Genomic DNA, 26,562 nt, shown 5'->3' with positions numbered 1-26,562 from the left:
TTGAACGCCGCGAACTGCGCCGGGTCCTTGATCATCTGCTGGGCGATCGCCTTGGCGCTCGTGGGGGCCGCCTGGGCGGGGACCGTGGCGAGCATGGAGCCGGCGACGCCGAGGGCGACGACGGTGCCCGCGAGGGCCTTCTTGGAAGCGGCGATGCGGCGGATGACTGCGTTGGACACGGGTGCACCTTTCGAAGGGGACAGGGCGGTCGCCCGCACGTCCAGGACGTGCGTCAGCCACTCAGGTGGTGCGAGGGGCTTGTCCGCGGCGGGTGGAGCACCCGGGCCGTTCGGCGACTCATCCAGTTCTACAGATGCCCCGACCCCCTGGCAACGAGCCCGCTTACTACCGGCCCTCGCAGGTCGGGCCCGACGTCCCTCGGCGGGCACCGCCCCGATGCGTGCGAGGATCCGCCCCTTTGTGGCGATATGGGCGGATTCGCCCTACTATCCCGGTTCGTGTGTGACGTAGGCCCTGTGGGGCGGCTCACCTCGCGGGACCCCTGATCTCACTCCGCGTGAGGGGGCGTACCCCTTTGAGGGGGGTGGCTCGGTGTCCGTATCGGCTGGGAATCGAAGGAAATCGGCGGATCGAAAGCCGCTTTTCGTGTGGCCCGGCGTAGGGCCTTGAGCAGGGTGGCGCCCAGGGCGAGGGTCAGGACCACGGTCAGGGTGGCCCGGCCCAGGTCCCAGCCCACCGACGTCGCCAGGCAGTACGCCACGAAGCGCGCGAGGTTCTCCGCGACCGGGTCTCCGGGGCGGAAGGAAATGCCCTGGCCCATGCCCTGCAGGATCACCCAGCCCTGGAGGTTCATGATCGTGCCGTAAGCGAACGAGCCGAGGAACCCGTACGCCGCGAGCATCGCCAGTTCGGCCCGCCCCCGGATGCGTACGGGGCCGGGCAGCAGCCCGGCGCCCAGCGAGAACCAGCCCAGGGCCAGCATCTGGAACGGCATCCACGGCCCCACGCCGCCCGTGAGCAGGGCGGACGCGAACATCGTGACGGAACCCAGGACGAAGCCGAAGCCGGGGCCGAGGACCCGGCCGCTGAGCACCATCAGGAAGAACATGGGCTCCAGCCCGGCCGTCCCGGCGCCCAGCGGTCTGAGCGCCGCCCCGACGGCGGCCAGTACGCCGAGCATCGCGACGGCCTTGGCGTCCATGCCCTGGTCGGCGATGGTCGCGACCACCACGGCCACGAGGAGGGGCAGCAGGGCGGCGAAGAGCCAGGGGGCGTCCTGGGAGTGCGCCAGCCCGGACTGCCGGTCCGCGAGCAGGGGCCAGCCGAAGGCGGCGATCCCGATGAGCGTGACGAGGACGAGGGCGGCGGCGGCCCGGGGGCCGACCCGGACGGGACGGCGGGAGGTCGGACGGTCCGCGGCGGGCCGCGTCGGCGTGGGGCGCTTCACGGCGTGCGCCCCCCGTCCCGAGCGGCCCCGTCCCGAGCGGCCCCGTCCTGAGCGGCCCCACGCCGAGCGGCCCCGTCCCGGACAGCCGCGCCCCGAGCGGTCCCGTCCAGAGCCGCCGCGACCTGGGCGACGGTGAGCCAGTGGCCCGGCGCCAGGATCTTCGCCACCTGCGGGGCGAAGGCGGGCGAGGACACGACGACCTCGGCGGTCGGGCCGTCCGCGACGACCTCGCCGCCCGCCAGGATCACGACCCGGTGCGCCAGATCGGCGGCGAGTTCGACGTCGTGGGTGGCCAGCACGATGGCGTGGCCCCGGCCGGCCAGCTCCCGCAGCAGCCCGACCAGCCGGGCCTTGGCCGCGTAGTCCAGGCCGCGGGTCGGCTCGTCCAGAAGGAGGAGGGCCGGGCGGCCGGTGAGGACCAGGGCCAGCGCGAGGGTCAGCCGCTGCCCCTCGGACAGGTCCCGCGGGTGGGTGTCGTCGGGTACGTCGGGCAGCAGCGCGCTCACCAGGCCGCGGCAGGTTCCCGGCGCGGCCCCCGCGTCGCCGTCGGCGGCGGCGCACTCGGTGGCGACGGTGTCGGCGTAGAGGAGGTCGCGGGGCTCCTGCGGTACGAGGCCCACCCGGCGCACCATCTCGCCCGGCCGGGTGCGGTGCGGGGCGAGGCCGCCGACCGTGACGGAGCCGCGGGACGGAGGGAGGGTCCCGACGAGGGCCGCGAGGAGGGTCGACTTGCCGGCGCCGTTGCGGCCCATGAGGGCGACGGTCTCGCCGGGTGCGACGGTCAGGGTGACGTCGCGCAGCACCTCGACCCGGCCGCGCCGGACCCCGAGCCCGTCGACGACCGCTGCGGGGGCGTCCGGGGCGCCGGCGGCACGGTCCGCGGCGGAACCCGGAGCCCGAGCCGCAACCGGCCCGGCCCCCCGCCGCAGCAGCCGCCCCAGGAACCACCCGACTCCGGAAGCGGAACCCGTCGCGTCCGTCGGCGCCGCACCACCCCCACCCACCGGGCCCGAACCCGCCACCACGGGGTCGGGGGCGGGGTCGGGGACGGCCGCGGGACCCGTACCGTCCAGCCGGGCCCGGAGCGGGGCGGCCAGGCGGCGGGCGTCGCGGACCGACAGGGGGAGCGGGGACCAGCCGGCGAGGCGGCCCAGCGAAACCACCGGCGGGTGGACGGGGGAGACGGCCATGACCTCCGCCGGGGTGCCGAGCACGGGAGCCGCGCCGGGCGACGGGAGCAGCAGCACGCGGTCGGCGTACTGGACCACCCGTTCCAGGCGGTGTTCCGCCATCAGCACGGTCGTCCCCAGGTCGTGGACCAGGCGCTGCAGGACGGCCAGGACCTCCTCCGCCGCGGCCGGGTCCAGCGCCGACGTCGGCTCGTCCAGGACCAGCACCCGCGGGTGCGGCGTCAGGACCGAGCCGATCGCGACCCGCTGCTGCTGGCCGCCGGACAGGGTGGCGATGGGACGGTCACGGAGCTCGTTGAGGCCCAGCAGGTCCAGCGTCTCCTCCACCCGGCGCCGCATCACCGCGGCCGGCAGGCCCAGCGACTCCATCCCGTACGCCAGCTCGTCCTCCACCACGTCCGTCACGAAGTGCGCGAGCGGGTCCTGGCCGACGGTGCCGACCACGTCCGCGAGCTCGCGCGGCTTGTGGGTCCGAGTGTCACGGCCCGCGACCGTGACCCGCCCGGCCAGTCGGCCGCCCGTGAAGTGCGGGACCAGCCCCGACACCGCGCCCAGCAGGGTCGACTTGCCGACGCCCGACGGGCCGACCAGCAACGTCAGTTCGCCCTCCGGGACGACGAAGTCGGCGCCCCGCAGACACGGCCGGTCGGCGCCCTCGTACGTCACCGACACCTGCTCGAAGCGGATCACCGGGAGGACTCCTTGGACGGTACGGGTGCCACGAAGGCGGGGAGCAGGGCGATCAGGACGGCCGCGGCGGGCCACAACGGGAGCGTCGGCCACACCAGCGGCACCACCCCCGGACGCAGTCCCTCCGGATCGACCGAGCCCGCGTGGATCAGCAGGGCCGCGACCGCCGCCCCCGAACCCGCGACGAGCCAGGACCGCGGCCCCCACCGGTCCGGCCGGTAGCGGGTACGGATGCTGCGCCGGCCGCCGAGCCGCAGCCCGGCCAGCGCCAGGACCAGGCCGATGCCGAGCACGGGCAGCCCGTACGCGGCGCCCTCGGCCGCGAGCAGCCCGTACGTGCCGGCGCACATGCCGAGCAGGCCGCCCAGGGTGAGGACGTTGGTGGTGTGCCGGACGGCGGGCGGGACCGCGGCCGTCCGGCCGTAGCCGCGCGCGTCCATCGAGGCGGCGACGGCCACCGACCGCTCCAGCGCGCCCTCCAGTACCGGCAGACCGATCTGCAGGACGGCCCGCACCCCGCCCGTGGGGCGCCCGCGCAACCGGCGGGCGGTCCGCAGCCGGACCACGTCGGCGACCATGTTCGGCGCGAACGTCATCGCGACGACCACGGCCACGCCCGCCTCGTACAGGGCGGCGGGCAGTGACTTCAGCAGCCGCGCCGGATTGGCGAGGGCGTTCGCGCCGCCGACGCAGATCAGCAGCGTCGCCAGCTTCGCGCCGTCGTAGAAGGCGAACACCAACTGCTCGGCGGTGACCCGACCGCCGAAGCGGATGCCCTGCGCCCAGGCGGGCAGTGGCACCTCGGGCAGCGTGAACAGGAGGTGCGCGCCGGGGATGGGGGAGCCGAGCAGCATGGAGAAGACGAGGCGCAGGCCGATGACGAACAGGCCGAGCTTGACGAACGCCCCGTAGGAACGGGCCCAGGGCGCGTCGGTGCGGCGCGCGGCGACCACGTACCCGGCGACGCCGACGATCATCCCGAGCAGCAGCGGATTGGTGGTCCGGGAGGCGGCGGTGGCGAGCCCGAGGGCCCACAGCCACCAGGCCCCCGCGTGCAGGGCGTTGCCCCGGCCGGCCTCGGGAGCCCGCCAGGGCCGCCCCTTCTCGTACGAGGACCCGTACGCCCCACCCACCCGCGACCCGGCACCGGGCGGGGCCGGGGGTGCGTCGTCGACCGCGGGCCCGTGGGGGGCGGGCGCGTCCGCGCGGCCCGTCATCGCCTGCGGCGGCGGGACTGCAGGACGCCGGCCGCTGCCAGGGCGGCGATCGCCGCGATGCCGGCGACCAGCCCCACCGAGGGGCCGGAGTCCCGGGCGTCGCCGGCCGCCGGCGGCGGGCCCTGCGCGGCCGGAGTGCCGGAAGCCGCAGGGGCCGTCGCAGCGGCGGAGCCGGAACCGGAGTCGGCGACGGGCTCGCCGCAACCGGCCCGGGGGAAGCCGGAGATCCCGCACAGCATCGCCGAGGAGTTGTACCGCAGCGGCTTCGCGACCTCCGCCAACGCCTCCGCGGCCGTGGCGGCGGGGGCCACCTGGGCGCAGACGGTGCGCGGGGCGTCCTGCGGGAGGCGCTCACCGGCGGGGGCGTCCTCGGGCACGCCGAAGTCGATGACCAGCGCCACCCGCTTCTTCCCGGCGGCCGGGGCGGTGTCCGCGCAGACGGCCGCGAAGTCGGCGGCCGCGCGGGGCTGCGCCGCCTCGGCGGCGGCGTCCTTGCTCACGGAGAAGCGGAAGCCGATCACGGAGCCGTCCGCCGGGCGGGCCGTCGACGGGCCCTGGGTGGCGTAGGCCCACCGGGCGTTCGCGCCGTCCCAGAACGACCAGTAGCGGTAGCTCGCCGCCACGGCCGGGGAGGCGGCGAACAGGGTGAGGACCAGGCCGAGGAGACCCAGGACCACGCCGGCGAGCGCCGGCGGACGGCGGCGGCTCACAGCTGGTTCTTCTTGCGGCGGCCGCTCAGCAGGATGCCGATGCCCATGCCGGCCGCGGCGCCCGCGCCGACGATCCACCAGATGTTCTGGTTGCCGGAGCCCGCGTCGTCCTTGGACTCGACCTTCGTCGCGTCCGTCTTCGAGGCCTGCGGCGCGGGGCCGGTGGCGTTCAGCGCCGACACCAGGTCGGTGCCGCCGAAGGCCTTCGGGTCGGTGCCCGTGGCGTGCGCGGCGAGGATCAGGGTGCCGAGCGCGGCCGGGTTGCCCTTGGACCATTCGGCGGAGTTGCCCTTGAGCCACTCCAGCGCGCCCGCCGCCGACTGCCGGTGCCCGGCCGCGGCCAGGGCGATCACCGCGTCGGCGGTGTTGCCGGTGTCGGCGGTCGGCTGGTCGGCGCCCGGGGTGACGGCGGTCAGCCGGCCGTCCTTCTTCAGCGCCTCGGCGAGGTAGCCGGCCGCGCCCTGGGCGGCGCCCGCCGGGTCCGTCGTACCGGCCGGGCAGGCCAGGGCGGTGGCGGGGGTGTCCGTACCGGCCGGCTCGACGACGATGCCCTTGCCGAGCGCGGCCAGCGCGGCGGCGGCCGTGGCGTCGGCGTTCGCGGCGAGCTTGCCGTCGGCCGGCTGGTACCCGAAGGCGCCCCGGTCGACGGCGGGCTCGGTGGCGCAGCCCAGCTGGAAGGACAGCAGACCGTCGTGGGCGGACTTGCCGGCCTTGGACTTCACGTCGGCCGGCTTCTCACCCGCGACGGCCAGCGAGCTGATCACGAGCGAGGTGGAGCTGCCCTCGCTGGGCGAGCCGGGCACGTAGCTCCAGCCGCCGTCCGCGTTCTGGACGGACTTCAGCCAGTCCACGGCCTTCCGCACCGTGGCGTCCTGGCCGCCCAGCGTCTTCAGGGCCTGCACGGCCACGGCGGTGGCATTGGTGTCGAGCACGGTCGTCGCGTCGCAGGCCTTGGCGGCGTCCGCGCGGAAGGAGGCGAAGCCGCCGTCCGCGCACTGCTGGGCGACGAGCCAGCGCACGGCCTCGGGGGCCGGCTCGGCGCCGGCCGTCCGCTGGGCGAGCAGCGCGACGGACTGGCGCCACACGCCGTCGTACGTCGGATCGGCCTTGCCGAACAGGCCCGACGGGATGACGGGGGGCGCCGACGGTGACGGCGGAGCGGTGTCGGCGAGGGCTGCGGGAGCGGCACCCGCACAGAGCACGGCGGAGGCGGCGAGCGCGGCGGCGCTGCGGCGGACGTTCATGGGGGGCGGGTGCCTCTCGTGCTGGGGAACGGAGACAGGCACACGCGGGTACCGGGCTCCGGCTCCGTTTACCTCGACGGTGCCGGCCGCCGGAGGATCCGACGGCGCGAGCCGCGCACCTCCGGTACGGGGCAATCCGGCTTCCCGCGCGGGCGGGTCACGGTTGCGGGTCAGCGCCGGATTCGCACCGGCTTCCCCCCGTACGGAGATGTGGACGACGCCTTCACTGTACCGGCCCGTAACCGGCGGCCCCGGGGCACCGCCCGGCCGGGGCGCGGGAACCGGGAGGGCGCGGCCGCGCGGGCCGGGCCCGCCCGGGTCGCTCACACGGCCCGGTACGTCACCGGGTCCGTGCCCGGGACCACCTCCGCCCGACCTTGCTTGACCAGCCGCCGCAGATGGGCCTCCGCTTCGGAGACGGCGATGGTGCGGGAGCCGTACGGGATCTGCGCCCAGGGGCGGTTCCACTCCATCCGCTCCGCCAGCGCCCACGGGGTCAGGGGTGCGGCGAGCAGCCGCCACAGGCCGGTCAGCCGGTCCTCGTGGTGGTCGAGGAGCTCCCGGACCCGGCCGGGGGCGTCGGTGAAGGCGTGCTGGTGGGCGGGCAGCACCTCGGCGGGGTCCAGCCGACCGATGCGTTCGAGGGAGGCGAGGTAGTCGCCGAGGGGGTCGGTGACCCGCTCGTCGGAGGGGTCCTCGTACAGGCCGATGTGCGGGGAGATGCCGGGCAGCAGGTGGTCGCCGGAGAACAGGCGGCCGTTGCCGGGGAGGTTCGCCGGGTGCTCCTCCTCCAGGTGGAGGCAGACGTGGCCGGGGGTGTGGCCGGGGGTCCAGATGGCCCGCAGTCGGCGTCCGGCCAGGGGCAGCAGCTCGCCGGGGACGATCTCGCGGTCGGGCACGGCGGCCCGCAGCCCGGGCAGGGTCCGCAGCCGGCCGCCCGCGCGGGCGGCGCGCAGCGGGGCGACGTGCTCCTCGGGGGCGCCGGCGGCGGCCAGCTTCTCGCTCATGTAGTCGTACCAGACGCCGGGTTCGGCGGAGCGGGTGCGCACGACGACCTCGGTGTCGGCGGCGTGCATCGCGATCCAGGCCCCGGAGGCCTCCCGGACCTGGCCGGACAGGCCGTGGTGGTCGGGGTGGTGGTGGGTGATGACCACGCCGTGGACGTCGGCGACGGCGAGCCCGAGCGCGCCGAGCCCGGCGGTCAGGGCGTCCCAGGAAGCGGGGTCGTCCCAGCCGGTGTCGATGAGGACGGGGCCGCGATCGGTGTCGAGGACGTGGACGAGGGTGTGCCCGAGCGGATTGTCGGGGATCGGGACCTTGATGCCCCGGACACCCCCGCCGTGGTCGGTGACCTGCGGTGCCACGTGCGCCGCGTCCTCCGGTCCGTCCTCCGGCCTGTCCCTCGGCCTGTCCTCCGACGTGCCCTTCGGCTTGTCCTCCGGCATGAGGCTCCCCTGTCCGCTGGCGAGAACTTGTTTCAGTAGTAGCCCAAGTCGACCATCATCGAAGCGCCCTGACTAGTCGTCACCGCCTCCTGGATCTTCGGGGGCTCGGGGGCCGGCTTCGGCGCGGCGGTCGCGTCCACGCCGTCGCGGCGGTTCCGTCCGCGCCGTGGACTCCTCCAACTAGAACTGGTATCAGTTCTGGAACGCCAAGCCCCAGGAGGCCTCAGCCATGACCGAGCTCGTGGAACACGGACAACTGTTCATCGGCGGGCAATGGACCGACCCGCTGGGCACCGACACCCTGAGCGTCGTCTCCCCCCACACCGAGCAGGTCATCGGCAGCGTCCCCCACGCCTCCCGGGCCGACGTGGACCGCGCCGTCGCCGTCGCCCGCAAGGCCTTCGACGAAGGCCCCTGGCCCCGCATGACCCTGGACGAACGGATCGCCGTCGTCACCCGCATCAAGGACGCCATCGCCGTCCGCCACGAGGAGATCGCCCGCTCCATCAGCTCCCAGAACGGCTCCCCGTACTCCTGGAGCATCCTCGCCCAGGCCCTCGGCCCGATGATGGTCTACGACGCCGCCATCACCGTCGCCCGCGACTTCCCGTACGAGGAACACCGCCAAGGGGTGCTCGGCCCCATCCTCGTGCGCCGCGAACCCGTCGGGGTCGTCGCCGCCGTCATCCCGTGGAACGTCCCGCAGTTCGTGGCCGCCGCCAAACTCGCGCCCGCGCTGCTCACCGGGTCGACGGTGATCCTCAAGCCCTCCCCGGAGGCGCCGCTCGACTCCTACATCCTGGCGGACATCGCACGGGAGGCCGGGCTGCCCGAGGGCGTCCTGTCGATCCTGCCCGCCGACCGCGAGGTCAGCGAGTACCTCGTCGGCCACCCCGGCATCGACAAGGTCGCCTTCACCGGATCCGTCGCCGCCGGCCGCCGCGTGATGGAGGTCGCCGCACGCAACCTGACCCGGGTCACCCTGGAACTCGGCGGCAAGTCCGCCGCCGTGATCCTGCCCGACGCCGACCTGGACACCACCATCGCCGGGATCGTCCCGGCGGCCTGGATGAACAACGGCCAGGCCTGCGTGGCCCAGACCCGCGTCCTGGCACCGCGCGCCCGCTACGACGAGATCGCCGACGCCCTCGCGGCGGCGGCGGGCGCCCTCGTCGTGGGCGACCCGCTGGACCCGGCGACCCAACTCGGCCCCCTCGTCGCCCGGCGCCAGCAGCAGCGCTCGCTGGACTACATCCGCATCGGCCAGGAGGAGGGCGCGAAGATCCTCACCGGCGGCGGTCGCCCGGCGGGCCTGGAACGCGGCTGGTACGTCGAACCCACCCTCTTCGGCGACGTCGACAACTCGATGCGGATCGCCCGCGAGGAGATCTTCGGCCCGGTCGTCTGCCTCATCCCCTACGGCGACGAAGAGGAGGCCGCGCGGATCGCCAACGACTCCGAATTCGGCCTGAGCGGCAGCGTCTGGACCGCCGACACCGAGCACGGCATCGACTTCGGCCGCCGCATCCGCACCGGCACCTTCAACGTGAACACCTTCAGCCTGGACATGCTCGGCCCCTTCGGCGGCTACAAGAACAGCGGCGTGGGCCGCGAGTTCGGCCCCGAGGGCCTGGGCGAGTACCTGGAGCACAAGATGATCCACCTCCCGGCCGGCTACGCCCCCGGCGCAGCCGAGGCGGGAGCCTGATGGGGGACCGCTGGCAGGTCGAGGTCGACCGGGGCGTCTGCATCGGCTCCGGCATGTGCGTCAACCACGCCCCGGACGGCTTCTCCCTCGACTCGGCCCGCCAGTCACACCCCCGAACCCCCCAAACGGACGCGAACGAACCCACCCTCACGGCAGCCGAAGGCTGCCCGGTGGAAGCCATCCTGATCACCCTGGCCACCACGGGCGAACCGGTGTTCCCCCCGGAGGAGTGAGGGGGTGGGGGAGCCTGGGCGGGGGTGGGGCGCCGGGGCTTCCGGGAAGCCGGCACGTGGAGCCGGCCGGGGTCGGGGGTGGGCGGTGCACCCTTCACCCGGGTCGGGTGTGGTCCGGGGGCTGCCCGCCAGTCCACTGTCCTTCCGTTCCGGTCCTTGAGGGACCGGACCGACGCGGAGAGACGATGAGACCGGCGGGAAGCCACCAAACCCGCCCTGATCCGGATCAGCGGGGTTCCGCCACCCCCGACCCCGCACAGCGGACCCGACCCCGCCCCCCGACCTAACCCACCGGATCCGGCCTAACTTCCCGCAGCCCCCGCCACCCCGGCCCCCCCAACCCCCGCCCCCGTCAAGTCGATGAGGCGACAGACCGTTTCGATGTCGATCTTGACCTGGGCGATCGAGGCGCGGCCCGACAGCCAGGTGATGAGCGCCGAGTGCCAGGTGTGTTCGATGACGCGGACCGCCGAGAGTTGTTCCGCCGTCGGGGCGGCGTCCAGGCCCATCGCGTCCAGGATGATGGCCGTCGTCAGGCGGGAGACGGTGTCGACCTCCGGGCTCACGCTGCGGTCCGCGAACGTCAGGGCGCGGACCATGGCGTCCGCGAGGTGCGGTTCGCGTTGGAGCGCGCGGAACGCGCGCATCAGGGTCTCCGCGACCCGGGCCGCGGGGTCGTCGCCCGCCGGGGGGCGCTTGCGCAGCGTCGTGTGCATGTGTTGGAGCTGGTCCTGCATCGTCGCGACGAGCAGGTGCACCTTCGAGGGGAAGTACCGGTACAGCGTGCCGAGGGCGACGCTGGACAGCTCCGCGACCTCCCGCATCTGCACGGCGTCGAAGCCGCCGCGGCTGGCCAGCTGCGCGCTCGCGTGCAGGATGCGACGACGGCGGGCCTCCTGGCGCTCCGTCAGGGGAGGGGACGCCGGCGTGGTGACGGCCTTCGCTTCCGCTGTCATGTGTCCCGCTCCATGGCGTTCCGTGGGCTGTTCCGTGGCGTCGCTGGTGGTGCCGCGCAGGGCTGATCCGGTCATCATCCGGGCATGATCCGGGATCAGCATGTCAGGCGCCCGAGTCGTGGCGCGAATCACCTGCTCCGCCTCTTACGGTGTGGTTTCCGGCCGGTAGATTCAATGGTCTTCAACGGATCAAGTCTGAAACTTGTTCTACATTATCCGAGCGGTTACGCTCCGGCGAAAGTCGCAGGCAGAAGGGGGCCGAGAGTGACCGCTGAGGCCATCGTGACGAGCCCTTTCGCGGGTTCCGCCACCGACGGCGACCGCCCGCTCCGCATCGCGCTCCTCACCTACAAGGGGAACCCGTTCTGCGGCGGCCAGGGCGTCTACGTCCGGCACCTCTCGCGTGAGCTCGTCCGCCTCGGACACTCCGTCGAGGTCATCGGTTCGCAGCCCTACCCGGTGCTCGACACGGGCGCCACGCTCACCGAGCTGCCGAGCCTGGACCTGTACCGCAGCCCCGACCCGTTCCGTACGCCCAAGCGCGACGAGTACCGGGACTGGATCGACGCCCTCGAAGTCGCCACGATGTGGACGGGCGGATTCCCCGAGCCGATGACGTTCTCGCTGCGCGCCCGGCGCCATCTGCGCGAGCGCGCGGGCGAGTTCGACGTCATCCACGACAACCAGACCCTCGGCTACGGGCTGCTCGGCGACCTCGGCGCCCCCCTCGTGACGACGGTCCACCACCCCATCACCGTCGACCGGCGGCTGGACATCGACGCCGCCAAGGACTTCAAGAAGCGGCTCTCGGTGCGGCGTTGGTACGCCTTCACCCGCATGCAGGGCCGCGTCGCCCGCAGGCTGCCGTCCGTGCTGACCGTCTCGGGCTCCTCCCAGCAGGAGATCGCCGAGCACCTCGGCGTCCGCGACGACCGCATCCACGTCGTCCACATCGGCGCCGACACCGACCTGTGGTCGCCCGACCCCTCCGTGGCCGAGGTGCCCGGTCGGATCGTGACGACCTCCAGCGCCGACGTCCCCCTCAAGGGGCTCGTCCACCTCGTCGAGGCCCTCGCCAAGCTCCGTACGGAGCGGCCCGACGCGCACCTCGTCGTCGTCGGCAAGCGCGCCGAGAGCGGGCCCGTCGCCCGGGCGATCGAGACGTACGGGCTCCAGGACGCGGTCCGCTTCGTCAAGGGCATCACCGACGCCGAGCTCGTCGACCTCGTGCGCGGCGCCCAGGTCGCCTGCGTGCCCTCCCTGTACGAGGGCTTCTCGCTGCCGGCGGCCGAGGCGATGGCCACCGGCACCCCGCTGGTCGCCACGACCGGCGGTGCCATCCCCGAGGTGACCGGCGCCGACGGGGAGACCTGTCTGGCCGTGCCGCCCGGTGACGCGGGGGCGCTGGCTGCCGCGCTGGGCCGGATGTTGGGCGACGCCGCGCTCCGCGAGCGTCTCGGAGCGGCCGGGCGGGAGCGGGTTCTGTCCCGGTTCACCTGGGCCAAGGCCGCCGAGGGCACCGTCGCGCACTACCGCGCCGCCATCGCACAGGCGACCATCACACAGGCTGCCGTCGGCCGGTCCGCCGTCGACCCGACCGGGGCGGCCACCACCCGTACCGGCGGGCCGCGCTGAGCTCGGGCCGCCGACGCAGCTCCACGAGCAGTTCCTTCCGCTCCTCCCACCCCTCCCACCCCCGCGACAGCGAAGGCAGGACCCCGTGCTGACCGTCGATTTCTCCCGGTTCCCGCTCGCCGCAGGCGACCGTGTGCTCGATCTGGGCTGCGGCGCAGGCCGGCACGCCTTCGAGTGCTACCGGAGAGGCGCCCAGGTGGTCGCCGTCGACCGCAACGGCGAGGAGATCCGCGAGGTCGCCAAGTGGTTCGCCGCCATGAAGGAGGCCGGTGAGGCACCCGCGGGCGCCACCGCCACCGCGATGGAGGGCGACGCGCTGGCGCTGCCGTTCCCCGACGACTCCTTCGACGTCGTGATCATCTCCGAGGTGATGGAGCACATCCCCGACGACAAGGGCGTCCTCGCCGAGATGGTCCGCGTCCTGAAGCCGGGCGGCCGCATCGCGATCACCGTGCCGCGCTACGGCCCGGAGAAGGTCTGTTGGGCGCTCTCCGACGCCTACCACGAGGTCGAGGGCGGTCACATCCGCATCTACAAGGCGGACGAGCTGCTCGGCAAGATGGAGGCCGCCGGCCTCAAGCCGTACGGCACCCACCACGCGCACGGCCTGCACTCCCCGTACTGGTGGCTCAAGTGCGCCTTCGGCGTGGACAACGACAAGGCGCTGCCGGTCAAGGCGTACCACAAGCTCCTGGTCTGGGACATCATGAAGAAGCCGCTCGCGACCCGGCTCGCCGAGCAGGCGTTGAACCCGGTGATCGGCAAGAGCTTCGTGGCGTACGCGACCAAGCCGCACCTGCCCGTCGGCGCCACCCGGTGACCGCGCCCCGGCGCACCGCACCCGAACACCTCGTCCTGGACGGCGTGCTGACCGCCGAGGAGGCCGCCCTGACGGTGGAGGGGATCCTCGCCGCGCAGCGGCCGGACGGGGCCATCCCGTGGTTCCGGGGCCACCACCTCGACCCGTGGGACCACACCGAGGCCGCGATGGCCCTCGACACGGCGGGCGAGCACGAGGCCGCGGAGCGGGCGTACGACTGGCTGGTCCGGCACCAGAACCAGGACGGTTCCTGGCACGCGGCCTACGCCGACCGGCCCGAGGGGGTGGACACCGCCGCGCCGCAGGACGCGAGCCGGGAGTCCAACTTCGTCGCGTACATAGCCGTCGGCGTCTGGCACCACTACCTGGCCACCGGCGACGACCGGTTCCTGGACCGCATGTGGCCGGCGGTCTACGCGGCGGTGGAGTTCGTCCTGGCGCTCCAGCAGCCCGGCGGCGAGATCGGTTGGAAGCGGGAGGCGGACGGCGTCCCCGTGACGGACGCCCTGCTGACGGGTTCCTCGTCCATCCACCAGGCCCTGCGCTGCGCGCTGGCGATCGCCGACCACCGGGGGGATCCGCAGCCCGACTGGGAGCTGGCGACGGGCGCGTTGGGGCACGCCATCCGCAGGCACCCGGAGCGGTTCCTCGACAAGTCGCACTATTCGATGGACTGGTACTACCCGGTGTTGGGCGGCGCGCTGACCGGCCCGGAGGCGAAGGCGCGGATCGAGGCGCGCTGGGACGAGTTCGTCGTCCCGGACCTCGGGGTCCGCTGCGTCCTGCCGAACCCGTGGGTGACCGGCGGGGAGTCCTGCGAACTGGCGCTGTCGCTGTGGGCGATGGGGGAGTCGGACCGGGCGCTGGAGATCCTGCGCTCGATCGGTCACCTGCGCGCCGACAACGGCATGTACTGGACGGGCTACGTGTTCCAGGACCGGGCGGTGTGGCCGGTGGAGCAGACGACCTGGACGGCCGGGTCGCTGCTGCTGGCCGTCGCCGCGCTAGGCGGGGACGGCGCGACGGGCGAGGTCTTCGGCGGGCTCACGCTCCCGGTGGGCCTGGAACCGGACTGCTGTCGCGGCTGAACGGGAACGCCGGCCGAGCCGGGCCCCCGCCGTGACCGCAACGCTGAGCGGAACCGGAACGCTGAGCCGAACCGAACGCCGAGCGGAGCCGGAACGGGTGCTGAGCGGAACCGGAACGCACGTGCCCGCCCCGCCTGGGTGCGGGGCGGGCACGGGTGCCCGGAGGACGGGGTCGGCGGGGTTGGCCCCTTCGGCCCTCCGGGCGGGGCCGGTCCCGTGGACCGCCCCGGTCGGGGGTCAGCGGCGGGCCATCCAACCGGCGATGGCATGGCCGACGAGGACGTAGACGACGGCGGCCAGGCCGTAGCCGACGATGACCCGGGCCGTTTCTCCGTCGATGGTGAACAGGTCCCGGGACCAGCTCGTCAGCCAGTCGGCGATGTCGCGCACGAGGGCGACCAGACTGTTGCCCTGGTTGGCGTCCAGGAGCCACAGCACGATCCACAGGACGATGAGGAACGCGGCCACGTCCGCGACGAGGGCGATGGCCCGGGCGGGGCCCGCGCCGCGGGCGGCTCCGCGCGTATGTGCTCGGGTGTGTGGGGACATGACAACCGTGTTGCCCCAGGATCGCGGCCCAAACCCGAACGGGTCCCCCAAGTGGCGCAGCTTCACGGCCGGGGCGAGGCTGCGGGGGACACCCCCGTCCCCGGAGGAAACCGTGTCCGTACTCGTACTCAGTACCGTCCGATTCCGCCGCACCCTCACCGCGGTGATCCTGTCCTGTGCGCTGTTGGGCGGTGCGACCGCCTGCGGCGGCAGCAGCGGCGACAGCGCGCGGCAGCCGGAGCTGTCCTCCGCGGCGGCGGCCGAGTTGGCCGTCCTCGCGGCGGCGGAGCCGGCGGCCGCAGAAGCCGATGAGTTGGCCGCGGTGACGCCGACGCCGACCACGCCCGCCGAGAAGCAGAAGTTCGCCAAGACGCGCTTCGTCGCCAACGCCGGCCTCGCGGCCGGGGCGACGTACCAGTGGATCGTCAAGCCGTACCAGGCCGGCAAGTTCAAGAAGGGCGCCTCGGGCCGTACCTTCGCGCTGATCAAGGCCGGTCTCGCGGGCGCCTTCGCCTACAACCGGTTGAAGGCGGCGGTCGACAACGCCAAGGGCGACCCGCTGCTGTCGAAGGCGATGGGCCCGCTGACGGCGGGCATCGAGTCGCTGAAGGGCCTCGGCACCAAGCTCCGCAAGGGCCAGGCCGGTGACGCCGACATCAGCTCCTTCCAGGACGTCATCAACGGGGTCAAGAACGCGGGCCAGAGCGCCGGCGCCCCGGTGAAGGACCAGGTGCCGAGCCTGTCGCAACTCGGCGGTTAGGCCGCGCCGCGCCTTCGCGCGCGGGCGGGCCGGACGGGGCCGGTGGGCCACCGTCCGGCCCGCCCGCGTTCCCGGGCTGTTTCAATGGTCCGTGTGATCGAATTCCTGGTGTTGGGCGTCGTGGCCGCCGGAGCCGGTTGGCTCGTCCGCCGCAAGCACCGCACGCGTCAGGCCGCCGGTAAGCCGGTGGGCATCCCGTGCATGGCCCGCCACCCGGCCGGTGCGGGCCGTTGGCGCGCGGGCCGGGTGCACGCGGGCCGGGGCGAGGTGCTGCGCTGGGAGCCCCGGCGCGGCGAGGCCGTGCCGCTGTCGGGGGCCCGCTCGACCGGCGTACGGGTGCCGACGGTGCGCGAGGGCATCGCCATCAACCCCGGCTCACGGATCGTGGCCTGCGCCCTGCAGGGCGGCGGGGAGATCGAGATCGCCGTCATGCCCCTGGACGTACGGGAACTGCTGGAGGCCGTCCCCGAGTAGCCGGGGCTTCCCGTTCGACCGCTGGGAGCCCGAGGAGCCCGCTCAGCCGTTCAGTTCCGCCAGGACGCGCAGGGTGTGGGGGTCGGGGGCGGTGACCAGCAGGTCGGTGACGGGGCCCTTGCGCCACAGTTCCAGCCGTTCCGCGATCCGTTCTCGGGGGCCGACGAGGGAGATCTCGTCCGCGAAGGCGTCCGGGACCGCGAGGACGGCCTCCTCCTTGCGGCCGGCGAGGAACAGCTCCTGGATGCGCCGGGCCTCCTCCTCGTAGCCCATCCGGGCCATGAGGTCGGCGTGGAAGTTGCGGGCCGCGTGCCCCATGCCGCCGATGTAGAAGCCGAGCATCGCCTTGACCGGCAGCAGGCCCTCGGCGACGTCCTCGCAGACCTTGGCCCGGGCCATCGGGGCGATCATGAAGTTCTCGGGGAGGTCACCGAGGGAGGCCCGGTAGACGTCGGTGCGGGTGGGCGACCAGTACAGCGGCAGCCAGCCGTCGGCGATCCGGGTGGTCTGGGCGATGTTCTTGGGGCCCTCGGCACCGAGCAGCAGCGGGAGGTCGGCGCGCAGCGGGTGGGTGATCGGTTTGAGGGGCTTGCCAAGGCCGGTGCCGTCCGCGCCGCGGTACGGGTGGCTGTGGAAGCGGCCGTCGACGACGACGGGCGCCTCGCGGCGCAGCACCTGGCGGATGACGTCGACGTACTCGCGGGTGGCGGTGAGCGGGCTCGACGGGAACGGGCGCCCGTACCAGCCCTCCACCACCTGGGGTCCGGACAGGCCGAGGCCGAGCGTCATCCGGCCGCCCGAGAGGTGGTCCAGGGTGAGGGCGTGCATGGCGGTGGCGGTGGGGCTGCGGGCGGCCATCTGCGCGATCGCGGTGCCCAGCCGGATCCGGGAGGTGTGCGCGGCGATCCAGGTGAGCGGGGTGAAGGCGTCGGAGCCCCAGGCCTCGGCGGTCCAGACGGAGTGGTAGCCGAGGCGTTCGGCTTCGACGGCGAGGTCGAGGTGGGCGGGTGCGGGCCCGCGGCCCCAGTACCCGAGTGCGAGTCCGAGCCGCATGGAAGTCCCCTCACCCGTGTCTGACGATGCGTCAGGTGACTGTAGGGCAACGGCCCCCCGCCCGGAAGGGCGGGGGGCCGTGAGGGCTGTCCCGGCGGGCCGGGGCGTGCTCAGCCGCGCTGGATGCCCGAGGTGTCGTTCAGGACGCCGCGCCGGCCGTCCTGGGTCTGCGCGATCAGCGTGGCGGGGCCGCGCTGGTCGACGGCCAGGTACCAGGTGCCGGGCGCGAGCTCGGCGATCGGGGTGGGGGAGCCGTCCTCACCGAAGAGGGGACGGGCCACCGGCACCGCGAACCAGAACGGCGTGAAGTCCGCGGCCGGGGTCGGGGCGGGAGCCGGGGTGGGCTGGTGGCCCGAGTGGCCCGAGTGGTCCTGCGGGCCGGGCGCCGGGTTCGGCGTACCGCCGTAGGGCGGGGCGGGCTGCGGGGTGGATCCGTAGGGCTGGGGCTGCTGCCCGCCCGGATAGCCGTATCCGCTGCCCGGCTGCTGCTGGGCGCCGAACGGCGGCGGGACGGCGGCGGGCCGCGGCTCCGGCATGAGCTTGCCGGCGAGGGCGGGGATCTTGGACCCGGCGATCGCGACACCGGCCAGGACCAGGGTCGCGAGGAAGGCGATGATGCTGCCGGCGCCGAGGTCGGCCCCGGACGGACTGGTGATCAGGGACCACAGCGCGGCCCAGGCGGCGGAAACGGCCAGCACGGTGCCCCACGCCGACAGCGGCAGGCCCGCGAGCTTGCGGCCCTCGGGCTGGAGGCGTGCGAAGACGAGCAGGCCGGCCGCGATGAAGCCGGTGAGGAAGATGGTGGGCAGGACCAACCGGTAGACGTCGGTGTCCCACGCGCTCGGGAGGTCCAGGCCGGTGGCGGAGTAGAAGTCGAGGAACGAGGCGATGAACAGCAGCGCCGCTGCTCCGATCACCACGCCGTCTCCTCGAGTGAGGGAGCGGATGTTCACTTCTCAGGTGTCCTTCTCGGTCTCGGTCGTCTCGTGGTGCCGCGGTCGCAGATCAGGGCTGGAGCGGGGCGGGCGGCACCATGGTACGGAGGTTTTCCGTGACCGGGCTGACCGGGGCGGCGGGCCGCCCGGTGGGACTACCCGCCGAGGAACCCGACGATGCCGTCGGCGATGCCCTGCGCGGCCTTCTGCCGCCACTCCGGACTCGTCAGCAGCGCCGCGTCCTTGGCGTCACGCATGTTGCCGCATTCGATGAACACCTTGGGCCGGGTCGAGAGGTTCAGTCCGCCCAGATCGTCACGAACCACCAAACCGGTACCGGATCCGAGGTAGTTGGCGGGACCGGTGCCGGTGGTCCGGGCGAAGTTGCCGGCGATCCGCTCGCCGAGCGTGCGCGACGGTCCGACGATCTTCGAGGTGTCCGCGGAACCGCCGCGGACGGCGGCCGGGAGGATGACGTGGTAGCCGCGGCTGCCCTCGGAGACGCCGTCGGCGTGGACCGAGACGACCGCGTCGGCCTTGGCCTCGTTGCCGATGCGGGCCCGCTCGTCGATGCAGGGGCCCCACGGGCGCTCCGGGCCGGCCTCGTGGGTGAAGAGCACCTTCACCCCGCGCGCCTCCAGGACCGTGCGCAGGCGGCGCGACACGTCCATCGTGAACTCGGCTTCCATGTAGCCGGAGTTGGTGGTGGTGCCGGTGGTGTCGCACTCCTTGCGGTTCGTACCGATGTCGACTTGACGGTTGATCTCGCGGGAGTGCTTGAAGTTGCCCGTGTTGTGTCCGGGGTCGATGACCACCGTCCGGCCCGCGAGCGGGTCGGGGGCGCCGGCGGGAGCGCCCGGCGAGCCGGAGGCGAGGGGCGGGCCCGACGGCAGGGGCGAGCCCGACGCGGCGGGAGAGGCGGGCGCGGCCGGGGCGCTCGGGGTGGCGCCGGCCTTCCCGTCCGCGCCCCCCGGGGCGGTGTGCGAGGCGGGCTGCGGCGCCGCCCGGGTCTGCGGGTCGCCGGCGGCCGGCCCCGCCAGGGCCTGGGTCAGCACCCAGCCGGCCAGGCAGGTCGGCGCGAGCACCGCCGCCGCGACCGCGAGGGTGGAACGCCGGGTGTACCAGGGCCGGTCCGGGCTGATCGACGAGCCGGACTCGGGGGACGGGGGGCTGTTGTCGTAGCGCACCTCGCGATGCTAGAGCGCCCGACCGTCGTCCGGAGGGACCATCCGCCATTCGTGGGCGGTGCGCTTATCGGTTAAACGCCGGGTGACGTGCGGTCCGGCCCGCTGCCCGCTCCGGTGCGGCGCAGGACGCGCAGCGAGTCCGTGACGGAGATCTCCTCGAAGGCGCCCGAGGCCAGCGCCCGCAGGTAGATCCGGTACGGGGCCTGCCCGCCGTCGGCCGGGTCGGGGAACACGTCGTGGATGACGAGCGTGCCGCCCTCCGCGACGTGCGGAGCCCAGCCCTCGTAGTCGCCCGTCGCGTGCTCGTCGGTGTGGCCGCCGTCGATGAAGACGAACCCGAGCTTGCCGCCCCAGGCGGCGGCGACCTGCGGGGAGCGGCCGACGATCGCGATCACGTGGTCCTCCAGCCCTGCCTTGTGCAGGGTCCGGCGGAAGGTGGGCAGGGTGTCCATCAGCCCGACCTCCGGGTCCACCACCGTCGGGTCGTGGTACTCCCAGCCCGGCTGCTGCTCCTCGCTGCCCCGGTGGTGGTCGACGGTGATCGCCGGCACGCCCGCCTCGCGGGCGGCGTCCGCGAGCAGGAGGGTGGAGCGACCGCAGTACGTCCCGACCTCCAGGAGCGGCAGCCCGAGCGCCGCCGCCGCGGTGGCGGCCTCGTACAGGGCGAGGCCCTCCCGTACGGGCATGAACCCCTTGGCGGCCTCGAAGGCGGCGAGGGTCTCCGGCTTGGGGGTGGCCATGTCGTTCCTCCTGAGCTGCGGATCGGTGGCGGCCCATGCTGCCCTACCCGCTGGTAGGACGCTACGGCCGGGGTGCGCGGGCGGACGTGTGCCGCCGCCGACTCAGCGCCCGAACAGGCGGGCCAGGCCGGCTCCGCGCTCCGACCTCCGGTCCTCCCGCAGCACCCGCCGCAGTTCGTCACGGGTCTCCGTGGCCTCCTGGGTCAGCCAGTGGGTGTTGCCGGCGGTCAGGTGGAGCCGGTGCAGCAACGGCTTGAGGAGCTCCAGCGCGCGGTCGGGGTCGCCCGCCTCGCCGATGCTGCGGACCACCCGGTGCGCCATCACCGCGTCACCGTGGGCCGCGAGCGCCTCCGGGTCCGGGTACAGCCACAGGTAGAGCCGGGCGGCCGGCGCGCTGCCGCGCGTCGGGGGCGGCGGACGCGCGGGCGGCCTTCTCGACGCCCGCCGGTGGGGGCCCGTTTCGCCGTCAGGCGTGACCTGCGTCACAACCTGTCACAATCGGCGGCGCCGCGGTGTCTTCAGGGCGAACCCGAGCGACGGACCGCGAGGGCGGACCCCCGAGAGACGGAGTGGAGACCATGGCCGAGAACACCGAGGTCGTCGTGATCGGCGGAGGCTACGCCGGCGTCATGGCGGCCAACCGCCTGACGCTGCGCGGCGACGTGAGCGTGACGCTGATCAACCCGCGGCCGGACTTCGTCCACCGGATCCGCTTGCACCAGCTGGCGGCCGGGACCGGCGACGCGGTCGTCCCGTACCGGGAGGTGCTGGCCCAGGGCGTCCGGCTGGTCGTCGACAGCGTGACCCGGATCGACGCGGCGGGGCGCGGCGTGGCCCTGGCGGGCGGCGGGACGGTCGGCTACGACCACCTCGTCTACGCGGTGGGCAGCGGCAGCGCCGACCCGACGGTGCCCGGCGCGGCCGGGTTCGCCCACCCGATCGCCACCCTGGAGGACGCGCGGCGACTGCGGCCGGTACTGGAGGCCGCTCCCGCCGAGGCCGCGGTGACCGTCGTCGGCGCCGGTCCCACCGGCATCGAGACGGCCGCCGAGCTGGCGGAGGCGGGGCGTGCCGTGACCCTGGTCTGCGGCGGTCCGCTCGGCCCGTACCTGCACGCGCGCGGTCGGCGCTCGGTCGCCGGGCGGCTCGCCGGACTCGGGGTGGCGGTGCTCGAAGGCCCCGACACGGTGGTGACGGCGGTGACGGACCGGATGGTGCGGCTGCGCGACGGCCGCGAGGTGCCGAGCGCGGTGACCATCTGGACGGCCGGGTTCGGGGTGCCGGAGCTGGCGGCGCGCAGCGGGCTCAGCACCGACGCCCTGGGTCGCCTGCTCACCGACGAGACGTTGACCAGCGTGGACGACGACCGCATCGTCGCGGCCGGGGATTCGGCGGCCCCGTCGAACCTGCCGCCGCGGATGAGCTGCCAGGCAGCGATGCCGTTGGGCGCGCGCGCCGCCGACACGGTGCTGAGCCGGATCGGGGGCAAGGAGCCCGAGCCGCTCAACCAGCCCTTCGGCGCCCAGTGCATCAGCCTGGGCCGCCACGACGGCATCTTCCAGTTCGCCCGCGACGACATCGCCATCCGGTTGCACATCGACGGCGGCCTCGGAGCGAGGTTGAAGGAGAAGGTGTGCCGGGCCGTCGTCGAGCACCTGGCCGGCGAGGCGGCCAAGCCCGGGGCGTACAAGCTGCACCGGATTTCGGGAGCGGCCAAGCGCCGACGGCGGTTGGCCCGGGCGGAGGGCCCCGAGCGGGTTGTTACGGTCGAACGGGCAGTCTGAGTCGGTGGAAGCGCGGCCGGCCGTAGCGGCCGGCCGCCGAGGGAAAACGGAGGGGGATCGCGCCATGGACGCACGCACGGGGGCCGCGGACGGTCGGGGGCCGGTCGCGACCGGGAAGGGGCCGGGGCCCGACGAGTCCGTCCCGGGGTCGGCGACCGCAGCGTTCCTCGCCCACCGGAACCTGCTGTTCACCGTCGCCTACGAGATGCTCGGGTCGGCGGCCGACGCCGAGGACGTCCTCCAGGAGACCTGGCTGCGCTGGATCGAGGTCGATCCGGCCGAGGTCCGCGACCCGCGCTCCTACCTGGTGCGGATGACGACCCGGCAGGCGCTCAACCGGCTGCGCGTCCTGAGCCGCCGCAAGGAGTCGTACGTCGGGCCCTGGCTGCCGGAGCCGTTGCTGACGACGCCCGACGTGGCGGAGGACGTCGAGCTCGCCGAAAGCGTGTCGATGGCGATGATGCTCGTCATGGAGACCCTGTCGCCGACGGAACGGGCCGTCTTCGTGCTGCGCGAGGTCTTCGCCGTCGGCTTCGAGGAGATCGCGGCCGCCGTGGACAAGAGCCCGGCGGCCGTGCGGCAGATCGCGCACCGGGCCCGCCGGCACGTCGACGCCCGCCGCCCCCGCGCCGTGGTCTCCCCGGCCCGGGCCCGGGCGGCCGTGGAGTCGTTCCGGCGCGCGCTCGAAACGGGGGACCTGCAGGGCCTGATGGACGTACTGGCCCCCGAGGCCGTGCTGGTGGCCGACGGCGGCGGCGTCAAACAGGCCGGTCCGCGCCCGGTCGTCAGCGCCGACAAGGTGGCGCGTCTGATCGTCGGCGGCATCGCCAAGCAGGGGGTCGCGGTCACCGGCACCCCGACCGTGGTCAACGGCGACCCGGCCCTGATCCTCCGGCTGGACGGCGAGTTCGACGGCGTCCTGACGTTCCGGGTCGAGGGGGACCGGATCGCGGACCTCTACTACGTCCGCAACCCGGAGAAGCTGACGCGGGTCGGGTCCGGGACCGCGCTCAGCCGGCGCTGAACGGCGCGGCGGGGGTCGGGGGCGCCCGCCGGCCGAAGTCCGGTGTGAGGAGAACACGTTCTCGTTCTGACCTTCCGTCAGAATGGAACGTGTTCTAGCCTGCCGCGCATGGGCATCGGAATCACTGGGGAACAACGGGAGCTGGCCGCCGCCGTACGCGGCTGGGTCGCACGGGCCGTGCCGCCCGAGGAGGTGCGCAAGCTGCTCGACGCCCCGCCGCGGAGCGGACTGCGGCCCGCCTACTGGGACGGCCTCGCGGCGGCCGGACTGCTGGCGCCCCACCTGGAGGGCGGGACGCTGCTGGACCTGGCCGTCGTGGTGGAGGAGGCCGCCCGGGCGGCGCTGCCCGGGGCGTTCCTGCCGAGCGCGCTGGCCTCCGTACTCCTGGACCGGGCCGGGGTCGAACCGCTCGGCCGCCGCGTGGGGGCGGTGGCCCTCGGGCCCGGCAACATCACCGCCGTCGCCGTCGAAGGCGGCGGGTACCGGCTGGACGGGGTGGCGCCGCCGGTGCTCGGCGCGGGGGAGGCCGAACTGGTCCTCCTGGCCGCCGGCCCGGCGGAGGCCGGCGGGGGCGGCGCAGTCGCCGCAGTCGCCGCATCCGCCGAAGCCCCCGCATCGACCGCGCCCGCCGAAGCCCCCGCATCCACCGCGCCCGCCGAAGCCACCGCATCCGCCGAAGTCGCCCCCGCCACGCGCTGGTTCGCCGTGGACGCCGCCGCGCTCGACATCCGCACCCACGAGAGCGCCGACCCGACCCGCCCCACCGCCGAGGTCCGGGCCCGGGCGGTCACCGTGCCCGCCGACCGGCTGCTGGAGCTGGACGCCGACCTCGTCACCGACCTGGCCCGCGCCCTGTTCGCCGCCGACGCCTGCGGCACCGCCGCCTGGGCGGTGCACACGGCCGCCGATTACGCGAAGGTCCGCGAGCAGTTCGGCCGGCCCATCGGACGGTTCCAGGGCGTCAAGCACCTGTGCGCCGACATGCTGGTCCGCCTCGAACAGGCCCGCGCCCTGGCCTGGGACGCCGTGAACTGCGCGGACGAACCCGACGGGGACCCCGCCGCCCGCTCGCTCGTCGCCGCCCTCGCCGCCGGGACCGCCCTCGACGCCGCCTGGTCCTGCGCCAAGGACTGCATCCAGATCCTCGGCGGCATCGGCTTCACCTGGGAACACGACGCCCACGTGTACCTGCGCCGGGCGCTCGTGGCCCGCCAACTCCTCGGCCCCGGCGACGGCCACCGGCTGAGCGCCGTGCGGTACGCCGTCGCCGGCGCCCGGCGCGTCCTGCGCCTGGAACTCCCCGCCGAGGCCGAGACCCACCGGGCGGCCGCCCGCACCGCCATCGCGGCGGCCCGCGGCCTCGACCCGGCCGCCGCCCGCCGGGCGCTCGCCCCCACCGGCTACGCGGCCCCCTACCTGCCGCCGCCGTACGGACTGGGCGCGGGGCCCGTCCAACAGCTCGTCGTCCAACAGGAACTGGAGGAGGCCGGGGTCCGCCTCGCCGACCTGTCCATCGCCACCTGGGTCGTGCCCTCGCTGCTCGCGTACGGCACGGACGCGCAGCGGGAGGCGTACGTCCTGCCCACCCTGCGCGGCGACACGACCTGGTGCCAGCTCTTCTCCGAGCCGGGCGCCGGCTCCGACCTGGCCTCGCTGCGGACCCGCGCGGAACGCACCCCGACGGGCACCTGGCGGATCAACGGGCAGAAGGTGTGGACGAGTTCCGCGCACACCGCCGACTACGGGATCCTGCTGGCCCGAACCGATCCGGACGCGCCGAAGCACAAGGGCCTCGGCTACTTCGTCGTCGACATGAAGCACACCCGGGGCATCGACGTCCGCCCGCTCAAGGAGATCACCGGCGAGGCCCTCTTCAACGAGGTCTGGTTCGACGACGCCGAACTCCCCTCGGACGCCTTGGTCGGCGCCGCCGACGGCGGCTGGAAGGTCGCCCGCAACACCCTGGGCAACGAACGCGTCCACATGGCCGACCAGATGACCTTCGACACCGGCCTCGAAGCGCTGATCGCCGCCTGCGCCGGCCTCGACGGGGACCGACGGGCGCGGATCGGCGCGCTGGCCGCCGAGGCGCACGCGCTCGCCTGCATCGGGCTGCGGACCACCCTCCAGCAGGTGTCCGGGCTGGAGCCCGGCGCCGGCGCGTCCGTACGCAAACTCCTCCAGACCCCGCACCAGCAGCGGACCGCCGAGCTCGCGCTCGAACTGCTGGGTCCGGCGGGCGCGGTACGGGAGGGGGCGGGCGAGCGGGCGGTGCACGGGATGCTCATGTCCCGCTGCCTGACCATCGCCGGCGGCACCACCCAGGTCCAGCTCAACGTCGTCGCCGAGCGGATTCTCGGCCTCCCCAGGGACTGAAGGGACTGCACGGACATGAAGTCGTACATCGTGGGCGTCGGCATGACGAAGTTCGAGAAGCCGGAATCGCGGGACTGGCAGTACTGGGACATGGTCAAGGAGGCCGGCACCGCCGCGCTGACGGACGCGGGCGTGGACTACGGGCTCGTCGAGCAGGTGCCGGTCGGTTACTGCTTCCAGGCCTCCACGGCGGGCCAGCGGGCCGCGTACGAACTGGGGCTCAGCGGGGTCCCGGTCTACAACGTCAACAACAACTGCGCGACGGGCTCGACGGCGCTGATGATGGCGCGGCAGTTCGTGGAGGGCGGGATCAGCGACTGCGTCCTCGCGCTCGGCTTCGAGAAGATGAAGCGCGGCGCGCTCGGCGGCGGCGCGGAGGGGGGTGCCCGCGGCGGAGCCGCTGAGGATCTCGGTAGGACGTCCCCGGTCGCCCGGCACTACGGGATCATGGCCGCCGCGCACGGCTTCGAGATGTCCCCGCCCACCGCCCAGATCTTCGGGAACGCGGCCCGCGAGCACATGGACCGGTACGGGACCACGCCCGAGCAGCTCGCGGCGGTCGGCGCGAAGAACCACCGGCACTCCGCGAACAACCCGAACGCGCAGTTCCAGGACGTGTACACGGTCGCCGAGATCCTGGCGGCGAAGGAGATCCACGCGCCGCTGACCAAACTCCAGTGCTCGCCCACCTCGGACGGCGCGGCAGCCGCGCTGGTGGTCTCCGAACGCTTCCTCGTCCGGCACGGACTGCACGACAAGGCCGTGGAGATCGTCGGTCAGGCGATGACCACGGACACCGCGGCGAGCTTCGGCGGCTCGTGCGTCGACGTCGTCGGCAAGCCGATGACGGCCGCCGCGGCCCGCCAGGTGTACGAGAGCTCCGGGCTCGGCATCGAGGACGTCGACGTGGTCGAGCTGCACGACTGCTTCTCCGTCAACGAACTCCTGACGTACGAGGCCCTCGGCATGTGCGCCGACGGGGCCTCCGGCAAGCTCGTCGAGAGCGGCGCCACCACCTACGGCGGACGCTGGGTGGTCAACCCGTCGGGCGGCCTGATCTCCAAGGGCCACCCGCTGGGGGCGACGGGGCTCGCGCAGGCGGCGGAGCTGGTGTGGCAGCTGCGCGGCGAGGCCGGCCCGCGCCAGGTCCCCGGCGCGGGGGTGGGCCTCGCCCACAACATCGGGCTGGGCGGGGCGGCGGTGGTGACCATGCTGCGGCGGTAGGACCCACCGGCAGGCCCGCCCCGCGGTGCGGTGCCCCGCGGTGCGGTGCCCCGCGGTGCGGTGCCCCGCGGTGCGGTGCCCCGCGGTGCGGTGCCCCGCGGTGCGGTGCCCC

General features: G+C 74.2%; 24 protein-coding genes and 1 riboswitch. Of the genes, 11 read left to right on the top strand and 13 right to left on the bottom strand.

The annotated features are described in order from the left end of the window. Positions 1-508: 508 nt before the first annotated feature. From AB0D46_RS35625 to AB0D46_RS35600, 6 genes are all read right to left on the bottom strand, one after another. Positions 509-1,408: an ECF transporter S component gene (locus AB0D46_RS35625; RefSeq protein ID WP_362883850.1), complete on the bottom strand. Its 900-nt coding sequence runs from the start codon at positions 1,406-1,408 to the stop codon at positions 509-511. Next, positions 1,405-3,288: an ATP-binding cassette domain-containing protein gene (locus tag AB0D46_RS35620; protein WP_362883849.1), complete on the bottom strand. Its 1,884-nt coding sequence runs from the start codon at positions 3,286-3,288 to the stop codon at positions 1,405-1,407. The genes AB0D46_RS35625 and AB0D46_RS35620 overlap by 4 nt, the downstream gene beginning before the upstream one ends. Continuing rightward, a complete protein-coding gene (locus AB0D46_RS35615; RefSeq protein WP_362883848.1) occupies positions 3,285-4,505 on the bottom strand; it encodes an energy-coupling factor transporter transmembrane protein EcfT in 1,221 nt (406 codons plus the stop codon). Before AB0D46_RS35615 ends, AB0D46_RS35620 begins: the two co-directional genes overlap by 4 nt. Beyond that, positions 4,502-5,215, bottom strand: coding sequence for an SCO2322 family protein (locus tag AB0D46_RS35610; protein ID WP_362883847.1), 714 nt, complete (start codon positions 5,213-5,215; stop codon positions 4,502-4,504). Before AB0D46_RS35610 ends, AB0D46_RS35615 begins: the two co-directional genes overlap by 4 nt. Then, the gene (locus AB0D46_RS35605; protein ID WP_362883846.1) at positions 5,212-6,459 is read right to left on the bottom strand and encodes a prenyltransferase/squalene oxidase repeat-containing protein; all 1,248 of its coding nucleotides are present in this window, start codon (positions 6,457-6,459) and stop codon (positions 5,212-5,214) included. Before AB0D46_RS35605 ends, AB0D46_RS35610 begins: the two co-directional genes overlap by 4 nt. Positions 6,460-6,588: 129 nt before the next feature. Beyond that, positions 6,589-6,657, bottom strand: a riboswitch (cobalamin riboswitch). Between the two features lie 125 nt (positions 6,658-6,782). Continuing rightward, positions 6,783-7,823, bottom strand: a complete 1,041-nt coding sequence (locus AB0D46_RS35600) for an MBL fold metallo-hydrolase (protein ID WP_362883851.1) — start codon at positions 7,821-7,823, stop codon at positions 6,783-6,785. Between the two features lie 310 nt (positions 7,824-8,133). Here AB0D46_RS35600 and AB0D46_RS35595 point away from each other — a divergent pair, with 310 nt between their 5' ends. Both AB0D46_RS35595 and AB0D46_RS35590 read left to right on the top strand, forming a co-directional pair. Beyond that, a complete protein-coding gene (locus tag AB0D46_RS35595; RefSeq protein WP_362883845.1) occupies positions 8,134-9,612 on the top strand; it encodes an aldehyde dehydrogenase in 1,479 nt (492 codons plus the stop codon). Beyond that, complete coding sequence (locus AB0D46_RS35590) at positions 9,612-9,845, top strand: ferredoxin (protein ID WP_362883843.1); 234 nt, start codon at positions 9,612-9,614, stop codon at positions 9,843-9,845. Before AB0D46_RS35595 ends, AB0D46_RS35590 begins: the two co-directional genes overlap by 1 nt. A 302-nt stretch (positions 9,846-10,147) precedes the next feature. Here the strand turns inward: AB0D46_RS35590 and AB0D46_RS35585 are convergent, their stop codons facing one another. Then, a complete protein-coding gene (locus tag AB0D46_RS35585; RefSeq protein WP_362883841.1) occupies positions 10,148-10,801 on the bottom strand; it encodes a TetR family transcriptional regulator in 654 nt (217 codons plus the stop codon). Positions 10,802-11,065: 264 nt separating this feature from the next. Here AB0D46_RS35585 and AB0D46_RS35580 point away from each other — a divergent pair, with 264 nt between their 5' ends. The 3 genes from AB0D46_RS35580 (at position 11,066) to AB0D46_RS35570 (ending at position 14,344) form a co-directional block, all read left to right on the top strand. Then, positions 11,066-12,436, top strand: a complete 1,371-nt coding sequence (locus tag AB0D46_RS35580; RefSeq protein ID WP_362883840.1) for a glycosyltransferase family 4 protein — start codon at positions 11,066-11,068, stop codon at positions 12,434-12,436. A gap of 85 nt (positions 12,437-12,521) precedes the next feature. Further along, entirely contained in the window at positions 12,522-13,256 is a 735-nt protein-coding gene (locus AB0D46_RS35575) for a class I SAM-dependent methyltransferase (protein ID WP_362883838.1), read from the top strand. Then, positions 13,253-14,344 carry a prenyltransferase gene (locus AB0D46_RS35570; protein WP_362883836.1) on the top strand — a complete coding sequence of 364 codons (1,092 nt, stop codon included), beginning with the start codon at positions 13,253-13,255 and terminating at the stop codon, positions 14,342-14,344. Before AB0D46_RS35575 ends, AB0D46_RS35570 begins: the two co-directional genes overlap by 4 nt. Before the next feature lie 237 nt (positions 14,345-14,581). On the opposite strand, the gene AB0D46_RS35565 is transcribed toward AB0D46_RS35570, so the two are convergent. Beyond that, positions 14,582-14,893, bottom strand: a complete 312-nt coding sequence (locus AB0D46_RS35565; protein ID WP_362883834.1) for a hypothetical protein — start codon at positions 14,891-14,893, stop codon at positions 14,582-14,584. A 112-nt stretch (positions 14,894-15,005) separates the two neighbouring features. On the opposite strand from AB0D46_RS35565, the gene AB0D46_RS35560 reads away from it, so the two are divergent. Continuing rightward, positions 15,006-15,653 carry a hypothetical protein gene (locus AB0D46_RS35560; protein ID WP_362883832.1) on the top strand — a complete coding sequence of 216 codons (648 nt, stop codon included), beginning with the start codon at positions 15,006-15,008 and terminating at the stop codon, positions 15,651-15,653. 93 nt (positions 15,654-15,746) lie between these two features. Next, a complete protein-coding gene (locus tag AB0D46_RS35555; RefSeq protein ID WP_362883831.1) occupies positions 15,747-16,127 on the top strand; it encodes a hypothetical protein in 381 nt (126 codons plus the stop codon). A gap of 42 nt (positions 16,128-16,169) precedes the next feature. Here the strand turns inward: AB0D46_RS35555 and AB0D46_RS35550 are convergent, their stop codons facing one another. The 5 genes from AB0D46_RS35550 to AB0D46_RS35530 all read right to left on the bottom strand — a co-directional run bounded on the left by AB0D46_RS35550 (position 16,170) and on the right by AB0D46_RS35530 (position 20,528). Continuing rightward, complete coding sequence (locus tag AB0D46_RS35550; protein WP_362883829.1) at positions 16,170-17,180, bottom strand: LLM class F420-dependent oxidoreductase; 1,011 nt, start codon at positions 17,178-17,180, stop codon at positions 16,170-16,172. A 110-nt stretch (positions 17,181-17,290) separates the two neighbouring features. Beyond that, a complete protein-coding gene (locus AB0D46_RS35545) occupies positions 17,291-18,133 on the bottom strand; it encodes a hypothetical protein (RefSeq protein ID WP_362883827.1) in 843 nt (280 codons plus the stop codon). Positions 18,134-18,270: 137 nt separating this feature from the next. Next, a complete protein-coding gene (locus AB0D46_RS35540; RefSeq protein WP_362883825.1) occupies positions 18,271-19,302 on the bottom strand; it encodes an N-acetylmuramoyl-L-alanine amidase in 1,032 nt (343 codons plus the stop codon). 71 nt (positions 19,303-19,373) lie between these two features. Further along, positions 19,374-20,042: a class I SAM-dependent methyltransferase gene (locus AB0D46_RS35535; RefSeq protein ID WP_362883824.1), complete on the bottom strand. Its 669-nt coding sequence runs from the start codon at positions 20,040-20,042 to the stop codon at positions 19,374-19,376. Between the two features lie 102 nt (positions 20,043-20,144). Continuing rightward, positions 20,145-20,528, bottom strand: a complete 384-nt coding sequence (locus tag AB0D46_RS35530) for a hypothetical protein (RefSeq protein ID WP_362883822.1) — start codon at positions 20,526-20,528, stop codon at positions 20,145-20,147. 92 nt (positions 20,529-20,620) lie between these two features. Between AB0D46_RS35530 and AB0D46_RS35525 the strand changes: the two genes are divergently transcribed. The 4 genes from AB0D46_RS35525 to AB0D46_RS35510 all read left to right on the top strand — a co-directional run bounded on the left by AB0D46_RS35525 (position 20,621) and on the right by AB0D46_RS35510 (position 26,450). Further along, positions 20,621-21,826 (top strand): FAD-dependent oxidoreductase, encoded by a 1,206-nt coding sequence (locus tag AB0D46_RS35525; protein WP_362883820.1) that lies wholly within the window; start codon positions 20,621-20,623, stop codon positions 21,824-21,826. Positions 21,827-21,890: 64 nt separating this feature from the next. Next, on the top strand, positions 21,891-22,850 hold the full coding sequence (locus AB0D46_RS35520) for an RNA polymerase sigma-70 factor (RefSeq protein WP_362883818.1): 960 nt from the start codon (positions 21,891-21,893) through the stop codon (positions 22,848-22,850). Between the two features lie 108 nt (positions 22,851-22,958). Beyond that, positions 22,959-25,226 (top strand): acyl-CoA dehydrogenase family protein, encoded by a 2,268-nt coding sequence (locus AB0D46_RS35515; RefSeq protein ID WP_362883817.1) that lies wholly within the window; start codon positions 22,959-22,961, stop codon positions 25,224-25,226. 15 nt (positions 25,227-25,241) lie between these two features. Further along, complete coding sequence (locus AB0D46_RS35510) at positions 25,242-26,450, top strand: lipid-transfer protein (RefSeq protein WP_362883815.1); 1,209 nt, start codon at positions 25,242-25,244, stop codon at positions 26,448-26,450. The last annotated feature ends 112 nt before the right edge of the window (positions 26,451-26,562 follow it).

Source organism: Streptomyces sp. NPDC048383 (assembly GCF_040651775.1).
Classification (GTDB): domain Bacteria; phylum Actinomycetota; class Actinomycetes; order Streptomycetales; family Streptomycetaceae; genus Streptomyces.
The sequence above is the reverse complement of the archived record's forward strand: the minus strand, read 5'-3'. Positions and strand labels throughout refer to the sequence as shown.